This window comes from Natrinema sp. H-ect4 (genome assembly GCF_041894845.1).
GTDB lineage: Archaea > Halobacteriota > Halobacteria > Halobacteriales > Natrialbaceae > Natrinema.
This window is the reverse complement of record NZ_JBHDYC010000007.1, coordinates 84,048-106,692: the sequence shown is the minus strand read 5'-3', so window position 1 is coordinate 106,692 and position 22,645 is coordinate 84,048. Positions and strand designations below refer to the sequence as shown.

Below are 22,645 nucleotides of genomic sequence, written 5' to 3'. Positions count from 1 at the left end.
GATGCGCACCGAAGACGAACAGTACTTCCAGGGGCTCGAGGACCAGCTCGAGGATGCCATCGATGTCGCCGAGCGAGCCAAGGAACGGGGCGGTGATCCGAAACCCGAAGTCGAGATACCGGTTGCCAAGGACATGGCCGACCGCGTCGAGAACATCCTCGGGATCGACGGCGTCGCCGAGCGGGTCCGCGAACTCGAGGGCCAGATGAGCCGCGAGGAGGCCGCCCTCGAACTCGCAGAGGACTTCGCCGAGGGACGTGTCGGCGACTACGAGACGAACGCCGGCAAGATCGAGGGGGCGGTCCGCACCGCGGTCGCGCTCCTGACGGAGGGTGTCGTCGCCGCACCCATCGAGGGGATCGACAGGGTCGAGATTCTCACCAACGACGACGGGACGGAGTTCGTCAACGTCTACTACGCCGGTCCGATTCGCTCCGCGGGCGGAACGGCACAGGCCCTCTCGGTGCTCGTCGCCGACTACACGCGCGCACTCGTGGGCATCGAACAGTACGACGCCCGCCAGGAGGAGGTCGAACGCTACGCCGAGGAGCTGGGCCTCTACGACAAGGAGACGGGACTGCAGTACACCCCGAAGGACTCGGAGGCCAAATTCATCGCGAAGAACCTCCCGATCATGCTCGACGGGGAGGCCACCGGCGACGAGGAGGTCTCGGGCTTTCGCGACTTAGAGCGGGTCGACACCAACAGCGCCCGCGGCGGGATGTGTCTCGTCCTCGCCGAGGGAATCGCGCTGAAGGCGCCGAAGATCCAGCGCTACACCCGCAATCTCGAGGAGGTCGACTGGCCGTGGCTGCAGGACCTCATCGACGGCAATTACTACGAGGATGACGGTGAGGAATCCGACGCCGCGGACGACGAATCGGGCGAGGCCGACGAGGGCGCCGACGAGGAGTCGGCCGAGACCGACGCGAACGAACCGGACGACGGCGGCGACGCTCCCGGCGACGATGCCGAGGGGCCGCCGCGCGTCGAGACCTCCGAGAAGTTCCTCCGGGACCTGATCGCCGGTCGGCCCGTCTTCTCCCATCCGTGTGCGAAGGGCGGTTTTCGCCTCCGATACGGCCGGGCGCGCAACCACGGCTTCGCAACCGCTGGTGTCCACCCCGCCGCGATGCACCTCGTCGACGACTTCCTCGCGACGGGAACCCAGATCAAGACCGAACGTCCCGGGAAGGCCGCCGGCGTCGTCCCCGTCGACTCGCTGGAGGGGCCGACGGTCAAACTCGCCAACGGCGACGTCCGGCGGATCGACGACCCCGAGGACGCACTCGAGATCAGAAACGGCGTCGAGGCGATCCTCGATCTCGGCGAGTATCTGGTCAACTACGGCGAGTTCGTCGAGAACAACCACCCGCTCGCCCCCGCTTCCTACACCTACGAGTGGTGGATCCAGGACCTCGCAGCCGCCGGCGCGGACGTACAGGCCCTCGAGGACGACCCCCGAATCGACCTCGAGTTCCCCGACGCCGAGGAAGCGCTGGAGTGGGCCGTCGAGTACGACGCGCCGCTTCATCCCGAGTACACCCTCCTCTGGCACGACATCTCGGTCGACGCCTTCCGGACGCTCGCCGCGGCCGTCGCGGACGGACGGATCGAGGGCGACGCCGACGGTGACGACAGCGTGCTCGTTCTCGAGTACACGGAGTCCGTCCGGGAAGCGCTCGAGACGATCGTCATCGAGCACCGCCAGCGCCCGGACGAGGACCGCCTCGAGATCGACGGCTGGCGGCCGTTCGTCCGCACGCTGGGCTGTGAGCCGCGACGGGCGGTCGCCGACGGATCCGCACTCGAGTCCGAATCCGGGACCGACGCGCAGGAGCCGACCGTCGACCTCGAGCGAACGTGGTCCGACGACGACCTCTCGGAGCGGGCGCGAACGTGGGGCCACGAGACCGAGGGTGACAACGCCATCGAGGCGGTCAACGAAGTCGCTCCCTTCCGTGTCCGCGAGCGGGCCCCGACCCGGATCGGCAACCGGATGGGTCGGCCGGAGAAATCCGAGAGCCGCGATCTGAGTCCGGCGGTCCACACCCTGTTCCCGATCGGCGAGGCCGGCGGCACGCAGCGCAACGTCGCCGACGCCGCCAAACACGCCGAGACGATGTCGGACACCCCCGGCGTCGTCGACGTCCAGATCGGTCGCCAGCGCTGTGAGTCCTGTGGGACGGAGACGTTCAAGAACCGCTGTCCGGACTGTAACACCCGCACGACGCCGGACTACCGCTGTTACGACTGCGACGTTCAGGTCGACCCCGACGAGGCTGGCCGTGTCGAGTGTCCCCGCTGCGAGCGCCAGGCGACCTGTGTGGATACCCGCGAGATAGACATCCACGAGGAGTACCGCGACGCCCTCGAGTCGGTTGGCGAGCGCGAGAACGCCTTCGAGATCCTCAAAGGCGTCAAGGGGCTCTCCTCGCAGACCAAGGTCCCCGAACCGATCGAGAAGGGGATTTTGCGCGCGAAACACGACGTCTCCACGTTCAAGGACGGCACCGTCCGCTACGACATGACCGACCTGCCGGTGACGTCTGTCCGCGCGAGCGAACTCGACGTCGACGTCGGCCAGCTACAGGCGCTGGACTACGAGGAGGACATCCACGGCGAACCGCTTACCCACGAGGACCAGCTGGTCGAACTCCGCGTACAGGACATCGTCCTCTCGGACGGCGCAGCCGAGCATATGTTGCAGACCGCCGACTTCATCGACGACCTGCTCGAGCAGTACTACGGCCTCGAGCCCTACTACGAGTTCGAGGACCGCCAGGACCTCGTGGGGGAACTCGTCTTCGGGATGGCACCCCACACCTCCGCGGCAACTGTCGGGAGGGTGATAGGATTCACGAGCGCTGCCGTCGGATACGCTCATCCGTACTTTCACGCCGCGAAACGGCGGAATTGTTTCCATCCAGAGACGAAGCTCTGGTATCAGGACGAATCAGACGAGTGGCATCATGACTCGATCGATACGCTCGTCGAACAGCGACTGACGGATCCCGACGAAGACGATATCGGAACACTCGTCCAAGATGTTGAAGGGCTCACTGTTCCCTCAGTCACTGCCGATGGAACGCCCACTGAACGGCCTGTAGAGGCACTGTCGAAGCACCCTGCACCTGACCATCTCGTCCGGGTCGAAACACGAAGCGGTCGAACGCTACAGGTAACTCCTGATCATACGTTCCGCCGATGGACTCCATCGGGGTTAGAGTCAGTAGATGCCCGTACGGTTTCAGTTGGCGATGAGCTCCCTGCCCCGAAATCGATCGAATTCGACGGCACGACGAAATCGATCGACCTGTTGGAAGCGTTCATCGATGCAGACGCAGTCCCGAACGAATCACTCGCCATTCGAGGACTCGGCCCCGACCAGATTAAGGAACTACTCGACGATGCAACCCCAGAGCAAGCGTACCTCAAACCAGTCGCGGAGCGACTGGACCTCTCTCAATCGACAGTCTATAACTGGGTACATCGTGACAGTGTCCCGGTCGGCCCACTCCGTTCGCTATTCAACGATGCGGAACTCCTCGAACGCATTCCGGACGATGTGACACTCGGTATGAAACGGGATACCGCGACCGTCCAACGACACTTCGAAATCGACGAATCCGTCGCGACAGTGCTCGGATACTACACTGCTGAAGGATTCACTCGTCGGGAAGATGGCTCGTTCTATCAGATGACGATCTGTATTCCCGATGAGGCACCTCGGGACGAGATTATCCAGACGTTCAGTGACCGTTTGTCGATCGACGCATTCGAAGAAAACGAGTGGAAAGTGACAGTCTCGAGTCGCCTCGTTTCGACGCTGTTCGCGGACGTGCTCGAACTCGGGTCAATCGCAGAGGAGAAACGGATCCCCAATTGTATTCTCGATAGTCCTCGTTCACACCTGCGAGCGTTTCTGGCAGCGTATTTCAGTGGTGACGGAAGCACATCTAGCGAGCGAATCAATATCCGTGCACACACAGTAAGCGATGACCTCGCAACTGACCTCGTCGCGGCGCTGAAACGATTCGGGATCGCTACGAAAACGTATCGCGAAACACGCCGCCCGTCCACTGGAGCAGTCGCTGAGTTTTATAGTGACAAGGAAGACGTTCCTGAATTCGAGTCGCAGGTCCTGAAGATATCTTCCGAGAACGCTGTGCGGTTCGCCGAGCGGATCGGGTTCCATCTGGATCGGAAACAACAGACGTTAGATAGCGTGCTCGAGACGACGGAACACCGTTCACAGCGTCTCTTTGCTGACGGCGGTGAGATATGGCTCGATGAAGTCGTTTCCGTCGAAATCGTTGAGAGTGATATCGAGCACACGTATTGTCTCACTGTTGAAGGGACGAATACGCTCGTCGCAAACGACATCTTTGTCGGTCAGTGCGATGGCGACGAAGATTGCGTAATGCTGCTACTTGACGGTCTGCTTAACTTTAGCAAATCCTTCCTCCCCGACCAGCGCGGCGGGAAGATGGACGCACCTCTCGTCATGTCCTCGAGGATCGATCCTTCCGAGATCGACGACGAGGCCCACAACATGGACGTCGTCAGGCAGTACCCTCGAGACTTCTATCTCGCCACACTCGAGCAGGCAGACCCGGAGGACGTCGACGTCGAGATCGCCGAGGACACGCTGGGTACTGACACGGAGTACACCGGCTTCGACCACACTCACGACACCACCAACATCGCGATGGGTCCCGACCTCTCGGCGTACAAGACGCTGGGCTCGATGATGGACAAGATGGACGCCCAACTCGAGCTCTCGCGCAAGCTCGCGGCCGTCGACGAAACCGACGTCGCCGAGCGGGTCATCGAGTACCACTTCCTGCCGGACCTCATCGGCAACCTGCGCGCGTTCTCCCGGCAGGAAACTCGCTGTCTCGACTGCGGCGAGAAGTTCCGCCGGATGCCCCTGACCGGCGACTGCCGGGAGTGTGGCGGCCGCGTCAACCTCACCGTCCACAAGGGCTCGGTGAACAAGTACATGCAGACGGCCATCCAGGTCGCCGACGAGTACGACTGCCGGCCCTACACGAAACAGCGCCTCGAGGTGCTCGAGAAGGCCCTCGAGAGCGTCTTCGAGAATGACAAAAATAAGCAGAGCGGGATCGAGGATTTCATGTAGGACCTTTTGCCCTGCGGTCTGCCGCGACGGCGAACGCCGTCGCGGCGTCCCTCGGCAAAAGCTCCATCAAAAGCACTCCTCCTTCCCCTTCACTTCGTTTCGGGTCAGTCGTCGGCCCGCTCGCTCGGCCGATCTCACGGCCTCCGGCCGTTCGACTTCTCGCGGCGCTACGCGCCGCGCACGGCTTCGCTCGCGGTCGGTGTCTGGGCGACGGCCTGCCCTCCCCCGTTGAGCGGAAGCTTCGCTTCCGCGATGCTCGGAAGAGCTTGCTCTTCCGTAGGGTCGTACGGCTCTCGCGTTGCTCGAGCCGTACTCCCGGCCAGATAGTGAATGAAAAGTGGAGAAGAGACGGCCTTAATCGCTGCTGACACGAGTGACGCCGGGCATTCCCGCCTTGGTGTACTGCGGGGTCGACACCCGCTGTGGGTCCGGCAGCCAGTCTCGAAGGCGCTCGTTGAACCGATCGGGTCGCTCTCGCGGCGTCCAGTGACCGCAGTCCTCGATCACGTCGAGTTCGGCGTCCGGAATCAGCTTCGCCGCTCGTTCCGACCACTCGAGGGGGACCAGCGGATCATCCTCACCGTGGACGAGCAGCGTTGGCACTGACAGCGACTCGAGGTCATCGACGAAGTTCGTCGCGACGCGGCCGCTGAAGGAGAGTTCGTTGTTCTGGAACGCAGTAAACGCCTGTATCGAGCCTGGTTCCATCAGTTTCTGCCTGACGTCGTCGACGAAGGGCTCGGGTAGTGCGTCGGCGTCCGCGACGAGCGAAGCGAGAACTCTGCGAACGCTTCGCGTACTCGTACTGGCGGCGATTTTCCCGAACTCGGTCATCCCAGGGATCTGCGAGAGGAACTTCCACTGGAGGGCGCTGGAGAGTCGGCCACCGAGCCCGTAGCTATCGACGAGCGCGAGGCGCTCGACGCGGTCGGGGTTGTCGAGCGCGTAGCCGAGCGCGACGCCGCCGCCCATCGAGATCCCGGCGAGCGAGACGCGCTCGAAGGGGAGCGTCTCGAGGAAGCCCTCGAGGATATCGACGTACGTTTCGACGGTGTGCTCGACGTCCCCGGAACTGTTCCCGTACTCCGGCCAGTCGAGCGCGTAGACGCGGTAATCGTCCGCGAGGGCGTCGATCGCGTGTCGCCACGAGACGGTTGCATCGTCGATCCCTGCGCCGTGGCAGAGGACGACGGGCGGGCCGCTCGTCCCCGCGCGCCGGTAGGCGATCCGACAGTCACCGATCGTCGCGACGCCGGTCCCGCTCATGTTCGGATCACGGTATCCGTTTCAGGGCCTGCGACCGTATGAGGGACCGGATTGCACCTGATGGGTGCGTCCGCCGACCGCAGCGGATTCGGAGCGACTGGCCGTCCGGGGCTTCCGTCGTCGAGTAATGCGATCGTGCCCGACGTTTTCCTCGATCTGCGCGACTCGAGGTCGTGTGAGCCGACGGCAACGCCACCGTCACGAGAATCAGATGTGAGACAAACTATCATACTCCGTGTCTCTATTCGCACAGTGTATATTGTTTTCTATTACCGTGGATACAACTCACATGATCAGCTGTGATCTCGGCGTCCCGATATCGTCCGTTTCACTTCCTCGAGCGGCCGCTCGCACAATGCGCGCTGTGACTTTATCGCCGTCGCCGGCAAGCATCGTTTATGGTCGAAACTGGCGAGACACCAACGAAGGAAGGCGACGAGGAGGCCCTCGAGGAGGTACGGGAACTCGACTTCGGGCAGACGGTCTACGACGAGGACGGCAACGAAATCGGCCACATTCGGGGCTTCGAACGGAGCGGCTTCTTCGTCACCACCCGCGAGGGTGCCGAGGCAATGAGCGTCGGACACGCCCGGTCGGGACAGTCGTTCGGCGAGGCGGAACTCATGTGGCGCTGCATGGAGTGTGGTGAGATGGGCGATATCGAGGGCGGGCTCCCCGACGAGTGTCCGAACTGCGGCACCGAACGCGAGGACCTGATGTACTGGACCGAGGACTGAATCGTCGGGAGCGTCGATGAGGCGATTGTAGTCGCCCCATCTCATTCTATATTGCATATAGAGATTTATCACTGCTCACAGTGCATGTCCGTGTGGGTATTTAGCATGGCGGAAGACCGAGCACGACTGGGGTTCGGAACGACGGTCTACGCCGATGATGGGACGGAAATCGGTCGAATTCGCGGGCTCGACGAGAACGGAGTCTCCATCACGCTTCGAGAGGGAATCGAGGGACTGAGCGTCGAACACGTTCACTCGGGCCAGACATTCAGTGAGGCCGAACTCAGTGGCGCTGCTGGGAGTGTGGCGAACTGGGACGGCTCGACCGCGACGTGCCCGACGAGTGTCCGAACTGCGGTGCCGACCGCAAGGACCTGTCCTACTGGACGGAGGACTGAGCGCGGCTTCTGGAACTGCGAGCCCAGACCGACCATCGGACGATAACCGTTTTCACCCCGCTCGTTCCACCTCGAGTCATGGATATTGTCGTCTTCGGGGCCGGCAGCCTCGGCAGCCTCGTCGGCGGACTGCTCGCGCGCGAACATGACGTGACCCTCGTCGCGCGCGAGGACCACGCTCGCGCCGTCCGCGAGTCGGGACTGCGACTCGAGGGCGCGATCAACGGCGGTCCCTCCCGTGTTTTCCCCGTTGCGACGACCGACGGGGCCGGCCTCGAGGCCGACCTCGCCGTGGTGACTGTCAAATCCTTCGACACCGCATCAGCCGCCGAAACGCTCGCGACGGGCGCTTTCGACGCGATACTCTCGCTGCAAAACGGCATGGGAAACGAAGCGACGCTCACGGCGCGACTCGAGGCCCCTGTACTCGCCGGGACGGCAACCTACGGCGCGATCCTTCGGGAGCCGGGCGTCGTCGAGTGCACGGGCCGGGGCGACGTCGTTCTGGGCGCTCGAGCCGGCGAGTCCTCGGCACTCGCGGACCGGGTCGGCGAGGCCTTCGTCGCGGCCGGCCTCGAGACGACTGTCGCTGAGGACATGCCCCGTCGTCTGTGGGAAAAGCTCGCGGTCAACGCCGGGATCAATGCCGTCACGGCGCTGGCGGACGTCGACAACGGAGCCATCCTCGAGGCGCCGGCCGACGACCTCGCCCGGGCGGCCGCTCGCGAGACGGCGCGGGTCGCCCGCTCTCGCGATGCCGACCTGTCGAACCGCTCGGCACTGGCTGCACTCGAGTCCGTCGCGACCGATACGGCTGCGAACACGTCTTCGATGCGCCAGGATATCCTGAGCGAGCGGCGCACCGAAATCGATGCGATCAACGGCTACGTCGTCGATTGCGCTGCTCAGGCCGGGCTCGAGGTGCCGATGAACCGGACGCTCACGACGCTGGTTCGAACGTGGGAAGGCGGGCGCGACCTTCGGTGAGCCGTCATCGGTTGCACGCACCGATCGCCGCGGAAGTCGGCGTCGGCCGGCGTGCGAACGAGCCATCGACCGCGATTCCGAGACCGTCCGGTAGCTCTCGCCGTTGAAAATAGCAAAATACCAGTTCGAATCCGCGCGGGCAGACGGGTTAGAACGGTGCTTCCGGCCCTTCGTCGACCTCGCCGTCGTCGTCGACGGTCTCGCCGGGGAAGGACGGACTCATGCCGCCCATCTCCTCTTCGCCCCCGTCCATACCGGTGGAGGCGTTGACTTTCTCGATCTCGGGGATCTCCTTGACCATCCGGCTCTTGATCGCCTGAATCGTCATCGGCGAGATTCCGCAGCCACTGCAAGCGCCACCGAGGGCGATGCTGACTTCGCCGCTCTCGCGATCGATATCCTGAATCGCTGCGCTGCCGCCGTGCATCTGGATCTGCGGGAAGTTCCGTCGCAGGAAGTTCGTCACGCGGTCCTCGAGGTCGTCCCCGTCGTTCTGGGTCTCGGTGCTCATAGAAACTCCTTGGGTATCAGCCCCCCTAAACCTTCCGTCCTTCATGTTCGGCTGCCGGCGTCGGTGACGGCTGTACCTCCGTCAGACGAGGCCAAAGACGCGCTGTAGTTCGGTTTCGATCTCTTCGACGTGGGCCTCGAGCACGGTTTCAAAGCGCTCCTCCTCGACGAGCACGTCGGAGAGTCGTCCGTGAGGATCGTCAGGGAGTTCGATACGGAACTCGCCGTCCCCTTCATAGAACGGTTCGCTCTCGTTCAACACCTGTTGGTCGATCGCGTGGACGAGCTGGGAGTCGTAGCGGTCGTTCATCCGGTTGAATGCGTTCTTGTACGCCTGCTGAAGTTCGGGGAAGTAGTTGGCGTACTTGTCCTCGAACTTCTCGGGATCGAAATCGGCCATATCCGAACCGAGGGGAGGTGACGACAAAAGTCGGACGATCATCCCCTCCGAAGGCGGTTCGTCGCCCTGGGGTCGTCCCCGGCTCACTGCGCTGCTCGAATCGGTTCATGAGAGAGGCGACAACTCGAGCCGTCGTCGACCCGTCGGAATCCAGCAATAGGTCCGTATACCAATCAGCTTACACTGTAGGGGAGCCCTATATAGGAGCCGGCTTGCGCAAGCGGAACGGACACCCCCGTTCTCGGCGACTCCGAGACTATGGTCACTGACCAGGACCCTATTCCTCCCGAGGCGTTGCCACCGAGGTGGGGTCTGGCGGAACTCTGTGACGATCAGTTCGTCTACCGGCACAGCCGGCCACCGATCGAACTGATCGCGGATTGCACCCTCGCCGATGGATCCCATCCGGGACTCGGCCTCTGCCGGTGCTGGGAGCTTCGCTACCGGTACTTTCTCACCGATCGCACGATCTGCCGATCGATCGGCCGCGTCTCGACCCGTGAGGCCGCCGTCGACGGCCTGCTCGAGTGCATGCGCAGTATCCACGAAACCGTCACGGCGGCCGACGATGCGGTCGCGGTCGGACAGGTGCTCGAGCGCGTCTCCCTCGCCGGTCTCATCCCGGACGGGCTCTCTCGGTCGTCAGCGTCGCCGTGACACCTCGCAGTTCCCGCGCCTAAACACGCCGTGTCAGCTGCGAGCGCACCGTCCGCTGACACCCCTCGCAGATGCCGTACAGTCGCGTTACGGTCGACAGCAGCGGATACCGAACGGAGAGATCCGAATAAACCGATGTGACTACCGATCGGTACCGAGTTCCGCCCGGCCCGTAGCGATTTGTCGACTCGCTAAACTGTGCTTGCCGCCGGTCGATGCGCGCCTCGAGTCGGTCCCGGTACTCCTCGAGTCGCTCGTGTTTCGCCTGCAACGCATCGAAGTCACACTGCAGGAGCGATTCGTCGGCTGTTTCCCGCAGCCAGTCGACGATCTCGTCGATCTCCTCGATCGCCGCCTCGAGCGCGGAGCGCTCGCGCTGGAGGAGTTCCTGCAACGACTCGATCTCGCGTTGTCTGGTCGAAATCGCCTCGCGGACGGCAGATTTGAGCGCCGGCGTCCAGTCGCTTTCCGCCACGAGTGCAACGGCGATATCTTCGGTCAACTCCGCCGCGACCGTTTCGACGAGCGATTCGTCGGCTTCGAGGTCGGCGACGCTGTGCGGGCGGACCGTTTCGGCGAACGCCTCGCGGACGGTAACACAGCGACTGATCGGCGTCGACGGGGTCGATCCCTGCGGCGGGGGCGCTTGCGTCACCGTCGTCGATAACGCGGTTGCCGTCTGCTGGGGCTGGACCGATCCGAGCTGCTCCGCTGGAACAGCTCGAACGCGCTGTGCGAACGTTTCGAACGCCGTTCCGCGGTCACGGACCGCGTCTCGTTCCTCGTCGACGCACTCGAGCGCCCGGTGGACGGCCGTCGATCCCGTCACGGGTCACCTCGCGTACAGACGAGTCCACCCGTCGCCGCCTCGCCGTTCGTCAGGACGAACTGCCAGTCGCCGTCGCCGAGTGCGGTGACGTTCGTCACGCCGAGTTCGGCGGTCGGTGTTGCCGTCCGACGTAGGATATCGATCCCGATCGGCAGCGTCGGAAACCGCCGCTCGCCGCACTCGATGGCGTATCCCCGCAGGGAGACGGTCCAGGCGTCGCCGGTCGCGTCGCTTGAGTCGCGCGTAACGCCGTACGCCCGGATCAGCGACAGCGAGTCCAGAAACTCGAGGCTCGTCGCGACCGGATCGTCTGCCGAGTCGACCGGCGAGAGGTTCGCCGCTGCCGCCTGCAGTACCCGCGTTCGTTCGACCGCATCGAGGTGACACTCGAGCTCCGACGCCATCGTCTCGAGCAACACCAGACAGAGCGTGTCCCGGTCGGTCGTCGCTTCGGCCGCGGCTAGATACGTCTCCATGATCGCGCGCTCGGCGTCGTCGTGGTCGCGGGCCGAAAGGGCCTCGAAGACGGCACCGGAGACGTCGTGGCAGAAGCTGATCAGCGGGGAATCGTCCCGGCCTCGCTTTGCTCGACCGTTCTGCGACTGTCCCCCCGCGTTCGCGACTCGTCGGTTCGATTGCCGCCGATCACCGTTCGCGGTGGAACTCTCGTTCGCGTCCGCCGCTCGAGCCTGACAGACGATCGGATCGTAAAACGGGAGCCGCGGATCGTACCGCCTGAGCGCGGCGCGATACTGTTCGGTCGCTTGCGCGGCGTCCGCTGCGTCCGGGCGGGTCGCGAACCGCTGGCCGGCGACCGGGACGGGCCGTTCGCCGGAGCGGGCACAGACGACGTAGTACGCTCCGTCGTCGCTGGCCAGTCGTTCGATGTGCTGGCGAATTTCTCTGAGTGTCGTTCCGACCATGGGTTCCTCCACTGGTCCGTCGTGGACTGCGGATCACTGTTTGCGAACCGACACGCTCGACGGCCGAGCAGTTGCCGCCGGACGGATCGTCTCCGCGGTATCGCAGACGGACGCGTCATTCTTTAGGCCAACCTAAAACATAATAAGCCCATCGGAGTTTCGACGTTTCTTCGTCCGCCACTGTGGACTACCGTTTGAGCGAATACTCTCGATTCGATATAGCACTATGGCGTTCACCTTTTAAAATGTAGGACGGAACTACACGAAGAAGGCGTCTTCCAGTTGCTGAATTCGTTCCCATCGCGGTCGGTGTGGATGGATTCATCGGTTACCGTCGCTAGCCGCTTTCTCGTCGCCGTGATCGTTCATCGGCGTTCCATCGACCAAACCGGACTGTGCTCCGTTTCACCCTCGATCCGAGTCGGCGACTCGGAGACGAACCGTCTGTTTCGCTGTCCACACGGCGAACCAGCAGGCCGCGTCAATCTCGAGTATCGTCGATCGCTAGCGGTTGGAACGTGTGATACGGCACCGCTCGACGGTGATTCTGCTATAGTAGCCACTGCAAGTCATTGCACGCCTGCTCGACCGACAGCTGTCTGATCAGTGTGTAAATCGTTTCAGCGGCTACTATAGCCCGACTGCGCGGGATCGCGTCACCTCAGCGCGGGGCCGAACGACGGTACCGAATCAGCGTATTTAGGACCATAACTGCTGTTCACCGCTATTGTGGGGTCACTGCAGACCGTGCCTCGCGTCGAACGCGTAGGCGCGATGATAGTGGTGTGCAGACTCTCGGTCGAGCCTGCGATAGTGCCGACCGAGATCAATTACCCCCGTTTTTGACTGCTCGTATGGGTCCGCATGGATACCCGCACGGCATCCCCCTCGAGTCGATCAGCGCTGGGACCGCGCTCTCGAACCCAAACCCTGGGACTGGTCGAGAATCCGACTACGGTAAATCTCTCGCCGGGAGGAGGACCGATCGCTTGCTGCTCAAACGACGAACTGGTTCAGCGTGAAATCGTCACTCACCGGACGGCACTCGTTTCGTTTAACGGGCCGTTCCGGAGCCCGGTCACTGATTCCCGTTGGGGAGACGTCCCAACCGATCGATACGCCCGATCGCGACTGGGATTCGGTTACGAATCACGCGTCAATCGGCCGCTTAGATGTGTTTCGAACTGTGTTGTACCGATCCTCCCGTCCACCCGTTCTCGTGTAATATATATCTTATATCGCTATATCGAATTGCCCGAGCGGCTGTAACCGCGACCGAACGCAACGGGCAGTCGCTGCGCCGCCGATCCGTCGGGTACGAGCGACTCGTTCTCGTCCTATCGATGGGGCCGACGAGCAGTTCCTCGACCAGCGTCGGATCGCTCACTCGACATCGAACACCTCGAACCGCGCGCCGCCCTGCGATGAGTCGACAACGGCGAGCGACCAGCCGTGGGCTTCGACGATCGTGCGGACGATCGCGAGTCCGTATCCGGAACCGGAGCCGGTACTGACGCCGAAACGGAGGACGTACTCCCGCCGCTCGAACGGAATCCCCGGTCCGTCGTCCTCGACGTAGAAGCCGACTCGATCGGGCAGCGGGCTCGTGGTGTCCGGTCTCTCGGTCGCTCGGGGAGCGTCGTCCGCTTCGAGCGTCCCGACGCGGACTGTCGTCACGCCGTTCCCCGTTGCGTCCCCGCGCTGACTACTCGTCGAACCGCGTTCGATACCGTCGTCGACCTGAGATCGACTGCTTGCGGAGCCGTGCTCCACACAGTTCTGAAACAGGTTTTCGAACGCCTGCTGGAGCCGACGCGGATCGGCTCTCACCGTGCGCGTCGATTCGACGACGAGGGTGAGATCGTAGGTGTCCACGACGTTCCACGCGGCCTCGGCGACGGTCTCGAGGTCGCACTCGATGGGCGATTCGACGTCAGTGCTCTCCCTGGCGAGTTCGGGGAGCGCTGCCGAGAACTCTCGGAGGCGGTCGTGGACCGTTTCGAGCTCGTCGAGCAACTGTTCGAGTTCCGGATCCGTCCCCTCGAGGTCCGCGCGAACGAGTTGCAACAGGCTCTCGCCGGTGGCTAGCGGGGTCGCGAGATCGTGGGAGACGACGCTCGCGAGCCGTTCGAGCTGTTCGTTTTTCAGCTCCAGTTTCGCCGTCTGCGTCTCGAGCGCGTCGTTCTTGGCGGCGAGTGCGTCCCGCTGGTTCAGGTGTACAGTGATATCGGTCAGCGAGACGATGGCCCCTTGAGAGTCGGCCGCTCGCTCCGGAGCGATGGCTCGACACTGCGCGAGGAACCGCCGCGTCTCGCCGTCGACCGGTATCGAGCACGAGATGGTGGCCTCGAGGGGGAGGTGAAACGGTTCACCGTCGGAGAGTTCAGCGGGAAGGACGGCTTCGGCAGCCACTCCCTCGAGCGGTCGATCCGCGCCGAGGACCGATTGTGCGCTGGCGTTGGCCTCGAGGATCCGATCGTCCGGGCTGATCACGAGAACGGGATCGTCGAGCGTTTGGAACACGCGCTCGTGGGCGATCGGGACGAACGTCGTCAGGTCCGTCCGCAAGACGAGGGCCGCGAGCGGGATCCCGACGAGCGTGAACGCGAGCGGCGTCGGATCGATTTCGGGGACCGGCCTGACACCGATGTGGTAGGCACCGTTGACGAGCCACGGTGTGAGCGCACATGTCAGAAGGACGGCTGATTGGCGTCTGTAGAGCCGGTTGTTCGTGAGCGCCGCATCGACTAGCAGCCCCGTTCCGATCAGTAACAGCGTATACGAGTAGGCGACGTTGACGGCGTGCCAGGGGCCGGGCTCCGTCTCGAGGAACGGCCGGCCGCCGACCTCGATGAGCGAAATCGAACTGTAAAACAGCGAGTGATGCCGTGCAGTGAAGACGAATCCGAGCGTCAGTACGGGAACGACTGACAGTAACGCGATGCGTCGTCCGGAACCCCATTCGCTTCGGTCGGTGTATCGAAGAGCGAATACGAGCCAGGTGATCGGCGCGAAGACCACGCTCACGTACGATAGTTGGGTGAATCGCAGTTGCCAGTGCACCGTTTCCGACATGAGCGCTCCGACGTGGGTGGCCGACCAGACCGCCATCGTGAGCATGAACAGGCCGAACGCGAAGGCCGGGCGACCCGACTCGTTCCGGACGAGCAACCAGACGGCAACGCTCGTGCCGACGATCGCCGATAACAGAACCGAGAACGTCACGTAACTGTACATGTTCCCCCCTGTGACGTGACAGGGTGAGTGCGTATACCAACGTATCGGTTCCTCGGGTCAGCTACCGTTCGTCTCGCCGTCCTCTTCCGCAGTCGGCTATTGGGAGACCACTACGCACCGACATGTCGATTACGGCGATTCCGTGGCCGGTACTCGCCGAGAGAGAATGTATGGTCGCCGAGAGGGTCGATCGCGTTCGTCTCTCGGGACGACCGTAACTGGGGACGGTTCTCTCGAAGTATTCCACGATTACCGTCGTTGACCCCAGTATACTGCGTTCTGAGCGGTGTCGACCGGCGAACTGCGATCCGGATGCGACCGGTAGCATAGTCTTTAAGCGCGACAACAAGCTATTGGTGGTAGCGACTCCGATACCCTGACTCTGGAACCCTCTATGACCACGCAGATTCCGTTCGCGATCGACTTTCACGTCCACTCCGACGACTCCTACGACGGGCACGAACCGATCGAACTCATCCTGGAGCACGCCGCGGATATCGGACTCGACGGGGTGGTCATCACCGACCACGATGAGATCGATGAATCGCGGCGCGCCGCCGACCTCGCGCCCGAGTACGGACTGATTGGAATCCCCGGCGTCGAAGTTTCGACGCGACACGGCCACCTGCTGGCGATCGGCGTCGAGAAACGCCCCGATCCGGGGCAGCCGTTCATGGAGACCGTCGAGACTGTCCGCGACCTGGGCGGGGTGGCGATCGTCCCCCATCCCTTCCAGCGCAGTCGCCACGGCGTCCGGAAACGACACATCGACGACGCCGACGCGATCGAGACCTACAACTCGATGGTCTTTACGGGCTACCGCAACCGGCGGGCCCGCACGTTTGCCAGCCGTCGGGACTATCCACAGATCGGTGCCAGCGACGCTCACTACCTCCCCAACGTGGGTAAAGCCTTCACCGAAGTCATCGTGACACCCGACACGGCGGCCACGACGAAGGTGGATATCGACGGCGACGAACTCATCGAAGCCATCCTCGAGGGGCGGACCCAGATCCGCGGCAAGCGCACACCGATTCGCAAGAGTGCCGTCCAGTACGGGAAGGGTGCGGTGCGAAAGACGGCGTACATGTTCACCTCGCGTACGCCACTGTTGCCGACGGTGCCGGCCTCGATGGACAGATCGACCTGAATCGACGGACGGTCCGCTTGACCGTTGTAGCACGTCCGTAGCATTGCGAGCGTCTGCTCACGCTGGCAACAGGGGGTGTCACGTTCTCTTCAGCCGACTCGGACGGACTCCGTTCTGTCAGTTCCGGCGCACCCACGACCCGATAGACGGGTGCGCCGGGACATGGGGACAGCAGCCCGTCTCAGAGATCGGTTCGCTCGAACCGGTAGTAGCCGATCGCGACGGGGACGGCCAGCCAGAACAGCAGGACGACGACGCCGAACCACTCCTGCAGATAGAACGGCGCGTCGCCAGGGTAGCGTTCGGCCGGCGTCATTCCGTAGGCCTCCATCGACTGGAGTCCGTACTGGAACTGGAAGGGAAAGATCGACCCCTCGACGACCTGGTTGGCCAGGTTCGTGTACGCGAAGATCGGATTGAACTGATCGAGCACCAGATACCACGTCTCGGCTTCGACGGGCGGCCCCTCGTCGTAGAGGAGGTGGTAGGGCCCGGCGGTGAGCAGTTCCCACAGCGCGACGAACACCATGTAGAGTCCGACGACGATGGCCATCGACTTGCCCCGCGTGGAGACGGCCGCGGAGACGCCGACAGCCAGACCGACGAACGTAATTCCGAACAGCAGCGAAATAGCAGCGAAACCCAGCCAGTCGACGAACGGGACCGAGCCGAAGAAGGCGGCGCCGAGGACGAGCGAGACGAGGAACGCGAGCGCGACGGCGAGTCCGACGACGGCCGTGCGACCGAGCAGTTTCCCGAAGAGGACGTCGGTCCGGTTCGGCGGCAGCCCCAGCAGGAGCTTGATGCTTCCCGACCGTCGCTCGCCGACGACGGCCATGTAGCCGGCGATCAGCGCCGCGACCGGGAGGATCACCTGCAGCGGCGTGCCGAGGAAGCTGAGCACCTCGGCCGCAGTGACGTCGTCGACCGTGTACCAGATCGCGACGTAGCCGATGACGACGAGCCCGACGAGCAGGCCGATCAGCGACCAGAGAAGTTTCGACCGGCCGGCGTCGTCGAACTCCTTGCGGGCGACGGTGGAAACGTGCGAGCTCATCGTGGCACCTCCGTCTCGAGCGCAGCCCCATCGCCCGTCCCGGAGCGCGCGTCAGTCCCAGTTTCGCTCCCTGAACCGTTCGTCAGCGCCGTGAACAGTGACTCGAGCGAGACCTCCTCGATCCGCAGATCCTCGATCGTCGCGCCGGCGTCGGCCAGCGCGGTTACGACGCCGGCCTTCGCGCTCGGATCGGTGATCGTACACTCGAGGGTGCGCCCGGACGCGGTGACGTCGGTGAGGCCTCGAACGTCGGCGGCCACCGCCCGCAACTCGGCGGCGGGGCTCGAGAGCGCGAGCGTCATCGTCGCGCCGCCGCCGATCTCATCACGGAGCCCTTCGATCGTGTCGACGGCGACGAGTTCCCCTTCGTTCAACACGCCGATTCGGTCACAGACCGCTTCGACGTGCTCTAAGATGTGGCTCGAGAAGAAAACGGTCGTCCCCCGTTCGGCCTCGCTGCGGACGAGTTCCTGCATCTCGCGGATCCCGTGGGGGTCGAGCCCGCTCGAGGGCTCGTCCATGATCAGGAGGTCGGGGTCGCCGACCAGCGCCATGCCGGTCGCGAGCCGCTGGCGCATCCCCTTCGAGTAGTCGCCGGCCGATCGTTGGGCGTCCTCGGCCGAAAGGCCGACCCGCTCGAGGATTTCGTCCGGATCGTCGCCGGCGGCTTTCGTCTTGCTGGCGAACTCGATGTGGCGCCGACCCGAGAGGCGCGGATAGATGTCGAACCCCTCGGGGAGGACGCCCACGCGGGGACTGATCTCGTCGGCCTCGGTCTGTGCGTCGTAGCCCAGCACCGTCGCCGACCCCGCCGTCGGGCGTGCAAAATCCAGTAGCATGTTGATCGTCGTCGACTTCCCCGCCCCGTTCGGGCCCAGGAAGCCGAAGACCTCGCCGTCGTCGACGGTGAGATCGAGGTCGTCGACGGCGGTGAGGTCGCCGTACTCCTTCGTCAAGCCTGACGTCTCGATCGCGGTCATCTCGGTGGCCACTACATGGTGGCGGTACATAATGCACCAATCACGATTTCACGGTCAGAAACTGTGGGATCTTTTATATCATCCGTTCGTACGAACAGTCGAATGACCGACGATGAGGAGCGAGAACTGCTCGCGTTGCTCGACGACGAGTACGCGCGCCGCATCCTCATCGCGGCCAGCGAGGAACCGATGTCCGTCGAGCGCCTCACCGACCACTGTGACGCGTCGCCGCCGACGATCTACCGGCGGATCGATCGGCTCACAGCGGCGGGCTACCTCGACGAATACCAGGAGCTCGATCCCGATGGACACCACTACAAGACCTACAGCACGCGACTCGAGCGCGTCGCGATCGAGATCGCCGAGGGCTCGATGGAGCTGGACGTGTACCGCCGCGAGGAAGACCCGGCTGACCGGTTCACCCGGTTGTTCGAGGATCTATAATCGCCATGTTCGGACCCGTGCTTCAGACGATCGAGGGCGAGGGCGGTGCAGTGACGATCGCGATCGCCGTCTTCGTCGGACAGGCGGTCGCGTTCGTGATCGCCTGCTGGATCGCAAAGCGGTCCTACGACGGCTATCGCGACGCCCGTCGGCCGTCGCTGCTCTGGCTCGCGCTCGGTATCGCGCTACTGGCCGCGGTGCCGACGGTCGTCCGATTCCTGCTCCCGACGCTGCTCGGCGCGTCGTCACTGACGACGACCGTCCTCGCGACCGCGAGCGAAATCGTCGGACTCACCGCGATCCTCTACACCGTCTACGGTCGACCGTGACACGATCGCATCGATCGAACCGAACACGTCGAGTCCACCGATCACGGGGGGTACGACGGCACCGATTACGCCGGGTACGACGGCACCGATTACGCCGCGTACGCCAACGACGACACAGATGAGAACCGTTCCGTTCGACGCCACGCACGCCGACCGTCCGAGGTGGGATCGATGAGCGCGAGCAGCGCTGCGTTCCTCGAGGCCGACCGCGTCGTCACACTTCTCCTCGAGACGGCGGCGCTGGGCCTCGACGAGACGACGACGATTTTCTTCGTCGGGCTGGCGAGCGCCGCGCTCGGCTCGGTCGTCACGTGGACGGCGTATCGGGGCTACGCCCGCAACGACAGTCAACCGATGCTGTTTCTGGCCGTTGGGGTCGCCTTCCTCACCGCCATCCCGTTCGTGCTCGCACACCTGATCGACTGGACCACCGACGCGACCGACGCGACGGTGTTACTCGTCGTCACCGTCTGTCACCTGCTTGGACTGCTTGCGATCGTTCGCTCGTTCAAGAGACCCGATTCGAGATGAGAGCCACACCCATGTCTTCCCCACGATCCACGGTCGGAACCGCACTCGAGCGCATTCGAACCTGGTGTCGCTGGTTCTTCGGCGTCGCCACTCGGAGGCAAACCTACGCCAACGTCGCGTATCTCTTCCTCGCGTTTCCCCTCGGTATCGGCTACTTCACGGTCCTCGTCACCGGCTTCGCGATACCGCTCGGGCTCTCGTTCGCGCTGGTCGATATCGCCAGAACGGAACCGGGTGCACTCCCCATCGTCGCGATCCCGTTGGTGCTCGTCATGGTGTGTATCGGACTTCCGAGCGCGCTCTGTGTCCTGTTCGCCTCGATCGAGTTGAGCGCGCTCGAGCGACTCCTCGCCGGACGATTCCTCGATGCGGAGATTCCGACGGCCGAACCCGCCACAACCGTCCGCGAGCGGGCGCGCCGGCTCGTCTTCGATCGCGGGACGTGGAAAGGGACTGGCTACCTGTTCAGCAAGTTCGTGCTCGGGACCGTCTCGTTCGTTTTCCTCACCCTCGGAATCACGTTCACGTACGCGCTGGTCGCCGCACCGCTTCATTACCGGAACGAGACGGTCGGCATCCACATCGGCGATCCGATCGAGTTCGTTCCGGAGTTCACGTACCAACACGACGGCTGGGCCATCGATATCTCCCCGATCACGCTCTCGATCGCCGACGGCGAATTGCTCTCGCTGTACGTCGACTCGCTGGCGGCGGCGCTGGCCGTCTCGGCGGTCGGCGTCCTCGTCGGACTCGTCGTCTTGCACCTGCTCAATGCCGTCGCGTGGCTCTTCGCGCGATACACGGAACTCCTATTACGGAACACACAGCCGTCGATCTTCAGCGAACCGCCGGGACGGGATAGGAGTCGCTGACACAATTGACACGCAGACCCCATCGCTATTATCTCCTCGTCGACACCAACATAGTTTGGGGATACCGATTTCCGGAAAGCACTCCAAGCAATTACTGCGGCAGGGCACCCACCAGGGTACCCCCCCACTCCCCCCTGCCGTTCACCTCCCAACCCCGTCTCCACCCCGCCTCCCCCACTCCACCTCCCCGTTCCGTCAGCACTGTCAGATCGGCACGTCACCCCTGAAATTCGGGTCCGAGCCAGCGCTCGGTCCGGTCCGAACAGGCAATACAGACCGGATCGCAGCGATACCGGAAATACCAGCCACGGCCGGACCGAAGGAGTGTTTTGTGTGTAGTCCGTCCTAGTCACCAATGAGTCAACAGAACCTCGAGTCGCTCGACGTCGAGGCGATCCGGGAGGAGTTCCCGATCCTCCAGCGGAAGTTCGACGACCAGCAGGTCGTCTATCTCGACAACGCGGCGACGACCCAGACCCCCGATCCGGTCGTCGACGCGATGAGCGACTACTACCGCGAGTCCAACGCCAACGTCCACCGCGGGATCCACCATCTGAGCCAGGAGGCCTCGATTTGCTACGAGGAGGCCCACGACCGCGTCGCCGACTTCATCGGCGCGAGTGGCGGCCGCGAGGAAGTGATCTTCACGAAGCACACGACCGAAGCCGAGAACCTGGTCGCCTACTCGTGGGGTCTGAACGAACTCGGCCCCGGCGACGAGATCGTGCTGACGGAGATGGAACACCACGCCTCGCTGGTCACGTGGCAACAGATCGGCAAGCGCACCGGCGCCGACGTCAAGTACATCCGAATCACGGACGATGGCACCCTCGACATGGACCACGCCCGCGAGCTCATTACGGACGACACCGCGATGCTTTCGGCGGTCCACGTCTCGAACACGCTCGGCACCGTCAACCCCGTCTCCGAGCTGGTGGATATTGCCCACGACCACGACGCGCTGGCCTTCATCGACGGCGCACAAGCCGTCCCCAACCGACCCGTCGACGTCGAGGCTATCGACGCCGACTTCTACGCGTTCTCGGGCCACAAGATGGCCGGGCCCACCGGTATCGGCGTCCTCTACGGCAAAAAAGAGCTCCTCGAGGCGATGGAGCCCTACCTCTACGGCGGCGGCATGATCCGCAAGGTCACCTTCGAGGACTCCACCTGGGACGACCTCCCCTGGAAGTTCGAACCCGGCACGCCGCCCATCGCCGAGGCCGTCGGCCTCGTCGCTGCGATCGACTGGCTCGAGGAACTCGGCATGGAGCGCATCGAGGCCCACGAGGAGGAACTCGCCCGCTACGCCTACGACCAACTCGCGGCGGAGCCGGGCGTGGAGATCTACGGCCCCGAACCCGGCCCGGAGCGCGGCGGCCTCGTCGGCTTCAACCTCGAGAGCGTCCACGCCCACGATCTGGCCTCGATCATGAACGACCACGCGGTTGCGATCCGCGCCGGCGACCACTGTACCCAGCCGCTGCACGACAAGTTGGGGGTCGCGGCGTCCGCTCGAGCCTCGTTCTACGTCTACAACACGAGGGACGAAGTCGACAAGCTGGTCGCTGCAATCGATGATGCGCGTCAGCTGTTCGCGTGAACGGATACCGACTACCGAGGGCGACGCTGTGACAGCAGACAACGGAATAGACTGTTCAATACAGAGATCCTCGATGTTTTACCGGCGCACACGAAACGTGAGATAGATGGCCACGGAAGGGGAGCAGTTGGACGATCCGATCGATATCCTGTTAGTCGAGCCGAATCCCGGCGATAGTCGTCTCTTCGAAGAAAATTTCAGGGACGCAAAGCTCCTGAACACCGTTCACACCGTCGGCGACGGGCAGTCGGCACTCGATTTCCTCCACCAGCGCGGCGAGTACGCGAGCGAACCGCAGCCTGATATCGTCCTGCTCGAGCCGCAGCTACCCGGAAAGAGCGGAATCGATGTCCTCTCGGAACTGAAAAACGAACCGGAGCTGAACGACATCTCGGTCGTCGTGCTCACGAGTTCGGACGCCGGAGAGCGAATCGTCCAGTCCCACGGGCTCGAGGCGGACACCTACATTCAGAAACCGATCGAACCCGAGGACTTCGTCGAGTTCGTGCAATCGGTCGAGGACTTCTGGTTCGCGATCGTCGAGAAGCAATCGCAGTAACCGCGGTATCGAATCCGTCTCGACCGCTCA

General features: G+C 63.6%; 19 protein-coding genes and 1 pseudogene. 12 read left to right on the top strand and 8 right to left on the bottom strand.

Annotation, left to right across the window (positions count from 1 at the left end; all coding sequences use genetic code 11):
- The first annotated feature begins 1 nt into the window (after window position 1).
- Complete coding sequence (gene polC, locus ACEWFR_RS10840) at window positions 2-5,146, top strand: DNA polymerase II large subunit (protein ID WP_374061037.1); 5,145 nt, start codon at window positions 2-4, stop codon at window positions 5,144-5,146.
- Window positions 5,147-5,500: 354 nt separating this feature from the next.
- On the opposite strand, the gene ACEWFR_RS10835 is transcribed toward polC, so the two are convergent.
- Window positions 5,501-6,412 (bottom strand): alpha/beta fold hydrolase, encoded by a 912-nt coding sequence (locus ACEWFR_RS10835; protein ID WP_374061036.1) that lies wholly within the window; start codon window positions 6,410-6,412, stop codon window positions 5,501-5,503.
- Window positions 6,413-6,810: 398 nt separating this feature from the next.
- Between ACEWFR_RS10835 and ACEWFR_RS10830 the strand changes: the two genes are divergently transcribed.
- The 3 genes and pseudogenes from ACEWFR_RS10830 to ACEWFR_RS10820 all read left to right on the top strand — a co-directional run bounded on the left by ACEWFR_RS10830 (window position 6,811) and on the right by ACEWFR_RS10820 (window position 8,534).
- Window positions 6,811-7,149: a hypothetical protein gene (locus ACEWFR_RS10830; protein WP_374061035.1), complete on the top strand. Its 339-nt coding sequence runs from the start codon at window positions 6,811-6,813 to the stop codon at window positions 7,147-7,149.
- A 105-nt stretch (window positions 7,150-7,254) separates the two neighbouring features.
- Window positions 7,255-7,547, top strand: a pseudogene (locus tag ACEWFR_RS10825) (hypothetical protein).
- A gap of 78 nt (window positions 7,548-7,625) precedes the next feature.
- A complete protein-coding gene (locus ACEWFR_RS10820; protein WP_374061034.1) occupies window positions 7,626-8,534 on the top strand; it encodes a ketopantoate reductase family protein in 909 nt (302 codons plus the stop codon).
- 148 nt (window positions 8,535-8,682) lie between these two features.
- On the opposite strand, the gene ACEWFR_RS10815 is transcribed toward ACEWFR_RS10820, so the two are convergent.
- Both ACEWFR_RS10815 and ACEWFR_RS10810 read right to left on the bottom strand, forming a co-directional pair.
- Window positions 8,683-9,045 carry a NifU family protein gene (locus tag ACEWFR_RS10815; protein ID WP_273741752.1) on the bottom strand — a complete coding sequence of 121 codons (363 nt, stop codon included), beginning with the start codon at window positions 9,043-9,045 and terminating at the stop codon, window positions 8,683-8,685.
- Window positions 9,046-9,126: 81 nt separating this feature from the next.
- On the bottom strand, window positions 9,127-9,444 hold the full coding sequence (locus ACEWFR_RS10810) for a DUF5783 family protein (RefSeq protein ID WP_374061033.1): 318 nt from the start codon (window positions 9,442-9,444) through the stop codon (window positions 9,127-9,129).
- 258 nt (window positions 9,445-9,702) lie between these two features.
- Here ACEWFR_RS10810 and ACEWFR_RS10805 point away from each other — a divergent pair, with 258 nt between their 5' ends.
- Window positions 9,703-10,101: a hypothetical protein gene (locus ACEWFR_RS10805; RefSeq protein ID WP_374061032.1), complete on the top strand. Its 399-nt coding sequence runs from the start codon at window positions 9,703-9,705 to the stop codon at window positions 10,099-10,101.
- A gap of 19 nt (window positions 10,102-10,120) precedes the next feature.
- On the opposite strand, the gene ACEWFR_RS10800 is transcribed toward ACEWFR_RS10805, so the two are convergent.
- The 3 genes from ACEWFR_RS10800 to ACEWFR_RS10790 form a co-directional block, all read right to left on the bottom strand.
- Window positions 10,121-10,930 (bottom strand): hypothetical protein, encoded by an 810-nt coding sequence (locus ACEWFR_RS10800; RefSeq protein WP_374061031.1) that lies wholly within the window; start codon window positions 10,928-10,930, stop codon window positions 10,121-10,123.
- A complete protein-coding gene (locus ACEWFR_RS10795; RefSeq protein ID WP_374061030.1) occupies window positions 10,927-11,853 on the bottom strand; it encodes a hypothetical protein in 927 nt (308 codons plus the stop codon). Before ACEWFR_RS10795 ends, ACEWFR_RS10800 begins: the two co-directional genes overlap by 4 nt.
- Before the next feature lie 1,383 nt (window positions 11,854-13,236).
- Window positions 13,237-15,090: a histidine kinase N-terminal 7TM domain-containing protein gene (locus tag ACEWFR_RS10790; RefSeq protein WP_374061029.1), complete on the bottom strand. Its 1,854-nt coding sequence runs from the start codon at window positions 15,088-15,090 to the stop codon at window positions 13,237-13,239.
- A gap of 394 nt (window positions 15,091-15,484) precedes the next feature.
- Between ACEWFR_RS10790 and ACEWFR_RS10785 the strand changes: the two genes are divergently transcribed.
- Entirely contained in the window at window positions 15,485-16,240 is a 756-nt protein-coding gene (locus tag ACEWFR_RS10785) for a PHP-associated domain-containing protein (protein WP_374061028.1), read from the top strand.
- A gap of 181 nt (window positions 16,241-16,421) precedes the next feature.
- On the opposite strand, the gene ACEWFR_RS10780 is transcribed toward ACEWFR_RS10785, so the two are convergent.
- Complete coding sequence (locus ACEWFR_RS10780; protein WP_374061027.1) at window positions 16,422-17,297, bottom strand: ABC transporter permease subunit; 876 nt, start codon at window positions 17,295-17,297, stop codon at window positions 16,422-16,424.
- A complete protein-coding gene (locus tag ACEWFR_RS10775; RefSeq protein ID WP_374061142.1) occupies window positions 17,294-18,277 on the bottom strand; it encodes an ABC transporter ATP-binding protein in 984 nt (327 codons plus the stop codon). The genes ACEWFR_RS10780 and ACEWFR_RS10775 overlap by 4 nt, the downstream gene beginning before the upstream one ends.
- A gap of 102 nt (window positions 18,278-18,379) precedes the next feature.
- Between ACEWFR_RS10775 and ACEWFR_RS10770 the strand changes: the two genes are divergently transcribed.
- The 6 genes from ACEWFR_RS10770 (at window position 18,380) to ACEWFR_RS10745 (ending at window position 22,615) form a co-directional block, all read left to right on the top strand.
- Entirely contained in the window at window positions 18,380-18,721 is a 342-nt protein-coding gene (locus ACEWFR_RS10770; RefSeq protein WP_374061026.1) for an ArsR/SmtB family transcription factor, read from the top strand.
- A 5-nt stretch (window positions 18,722-18,726) separates the two neighbouring features.
- Window positions 18,727-19,050: a hypothetical protein gene (locus ACEWFR_RS10765; protein ID WP_098724965.1), complete on the top strand. Its 324-nt coding sequence runs from the start codon at window positions 18,727-18,729 to the stop codon at window positions 19,048-19,050.
- 171 nt (window positions 19,051-19,221) lie between these two features.
- On the top strand, window positions 19,222-19,581 hold the full coding sequence (locus tag ACEWFR_RS10760) for a hypothetical protein (RefSeq protein WP_374061025.1): 360 nt from the start codon (window positions 19,222-19,224) through the stop codon (window positions 19,579-19,581).
- An 11-nt stretch (window positions 19,582-19,592) separates the two neighbouring features.
- Entirely contained in the window at window positions 19,593-20,453 is an 861-nt protein-coding gene (locus ACEWFR_RS10755) for a sensor domain-containing protein (RefSeq protein WP_374061024.1), read from the top strand.
- A 355-nt stretch (window positions 20,454-20,808) separates the two neighbouring features.
- Window positions 20,809-22,056: an aminotransferase class V-fold PLP-dependent enzyme gene (locus ACEWFR_RS10750; RefSeq protein WP_374061023.1), complete on the top strand. Its 1,248-nt coding sequence runs from the start codon at window positions 20,809-20,811 to the stop codon at window positions 22,054-22,056.
- A 106-nt stretch (window positions 22,057-22,162) separates the two neighbouring features.
- Window positions 22,163-22,615: a response regulator gene (locus ACEWFR_RS10745; protein WP_374061022.1), complete on the top strand. Its 453-nt coding sequence runs from the start codon at window positions 22,163-22,165 to the stop codon at window positions 22,613-22,615.
- Window positions 22,616-22,645 lie beyond the last annotated feature (30 nt).

Excerpts from the sequence above, each read along its gene's own strand:
- polC (WP_374061037.1), top strand. The coding sequence starts at position 2 with ATGCGCACCGAAGACGAACAGTACTTCCAGGGGCTCGAGGACCAGCTC.
- ACEWFR_RS10835 (WP_374061036.1), bottom strand. The coding sequence starts at position 6,412 with ATGAGCGGGACCGGCGTCGCGACGATCGGTGACTGTCGGATCGCCTAC.
- ACEWFR_RS10830 (WP_374061035.1), top strand. The coding sequence starts at position 6,811 with ATGGTCGAAACTGGCGAGACACCAACGAAGGAAGGCGACGAGGAGGCC.
- ACEWFR_RS10820 (WP_374061034.1), top strand. The coding sequence starts at position 7,626 with ATGGATATTGTCGTCTTCGGGGCCGGCAGCCTCGGCAGCCTCGTCGGC.
- ACEWFR_RS10815 (WP_273741752.1), bottom strand. The coding sequence starts at position 9,045 with ATGAGCACCGAGACCCAGAACGACGGGGACGACCTCGAGGACCGCGTG.
- ACEWFR_RS10810 (WP_374061033.1), bottom strand. The coding sequence starts at position 9,444 with ATGGCCGATTTCGATCCCGAGAAGTTCGAGGACAAGTACGCCAACTAC.
- ACEWFR_RS10805 (WP_374061032.1), top strand. The coding sequence starts at position 9,703 with ATGGTCACTGACCAGGACCCTATTCCTCCCGAGGCGTTGCCACCGAGG.
- ACEWFR_RS10795 (WP_374061030.1), bottom strand. The coding sequence starts at position 11,853 with ATGGTCGGAACGACACTCAGAGAAATTCGCCAGCACATCGAACGACTG.
- ACEWFR_RS10790 (WP_374061029.1), bottom strand. The coding sequence starts at position 15,090 with ATGTACAGTTACGTGACGTTCTCGGTTCTGTTATCGGCGATCGTCGGC.
- ACEWFR_RS10785 (WP_374061028.1), top strand. The coding sequence starts at position 15,485 with ATGACCACGCAGATTCCGTTCGCGATCGACTTTCACGTCCACTCCGAC.
- ACEWFR_RS10780 (WP_374061027.1), bottom strand. The coding sequence starts at position 17,297 with ATGAGCTCGCACGTTTCCACCGTCGCCCGCAAGGAGTTCGACGACGCC.
- ACEWFR_RS10775 (WP_374061142.1), bottom strand. The coding sequence starts at position 18,277 with ATGACCGCGATCGAGACGTCAGGCTTGACGAAGGAGTACGGCGACCTC.
- ACEWFR_RS10770 (WP_374061026.1), top strand. The coding sequence starts at position 18,380 with ATGACCGACGATGAGGAGCGAGAACTGCTCGCGTTGCTCGACGACGAG.
- ACEWFR_RS10765 (WP_098724965.1), top strand. The coding sequence starts at position 18,727 with ATGTTCGGACCCGTGCTTCAGACGATCGAGGGCGAGGGCGGTGCAGTG.
- ACEWFR_RS10760 (WP_374061025.1), top strand. The coding sequence starts at position 19,222 with ATGAGCGCGAGCAGCGCTGCGTTCCTCGAGGCCGACCGCGTCGTCACA.
- ACEWFR_RS10755 (WP_374061024.1), top strand. The coding sequence starts at position 19,593 with ATGTCTTCCCCACGATCCACGGTCGGAACCGCACTCGAGCGCATTCGA.
- ACEWFR_RS10750 (WP_374061023.1), top strand. The coding sequence starts at position 20,809 with ATGAGTCAACAGAACCTCGAGTCGCTCGACGTCGAGGCGATCCGGGAG.
- ACEWFR_RS10745 (WP_374061022.1), top strand. The coding sequence starts at position 22,163 with ATGGCCACGGAAGGGGAGCAGTTGGACGATCCGATCGATATCCTGTTA.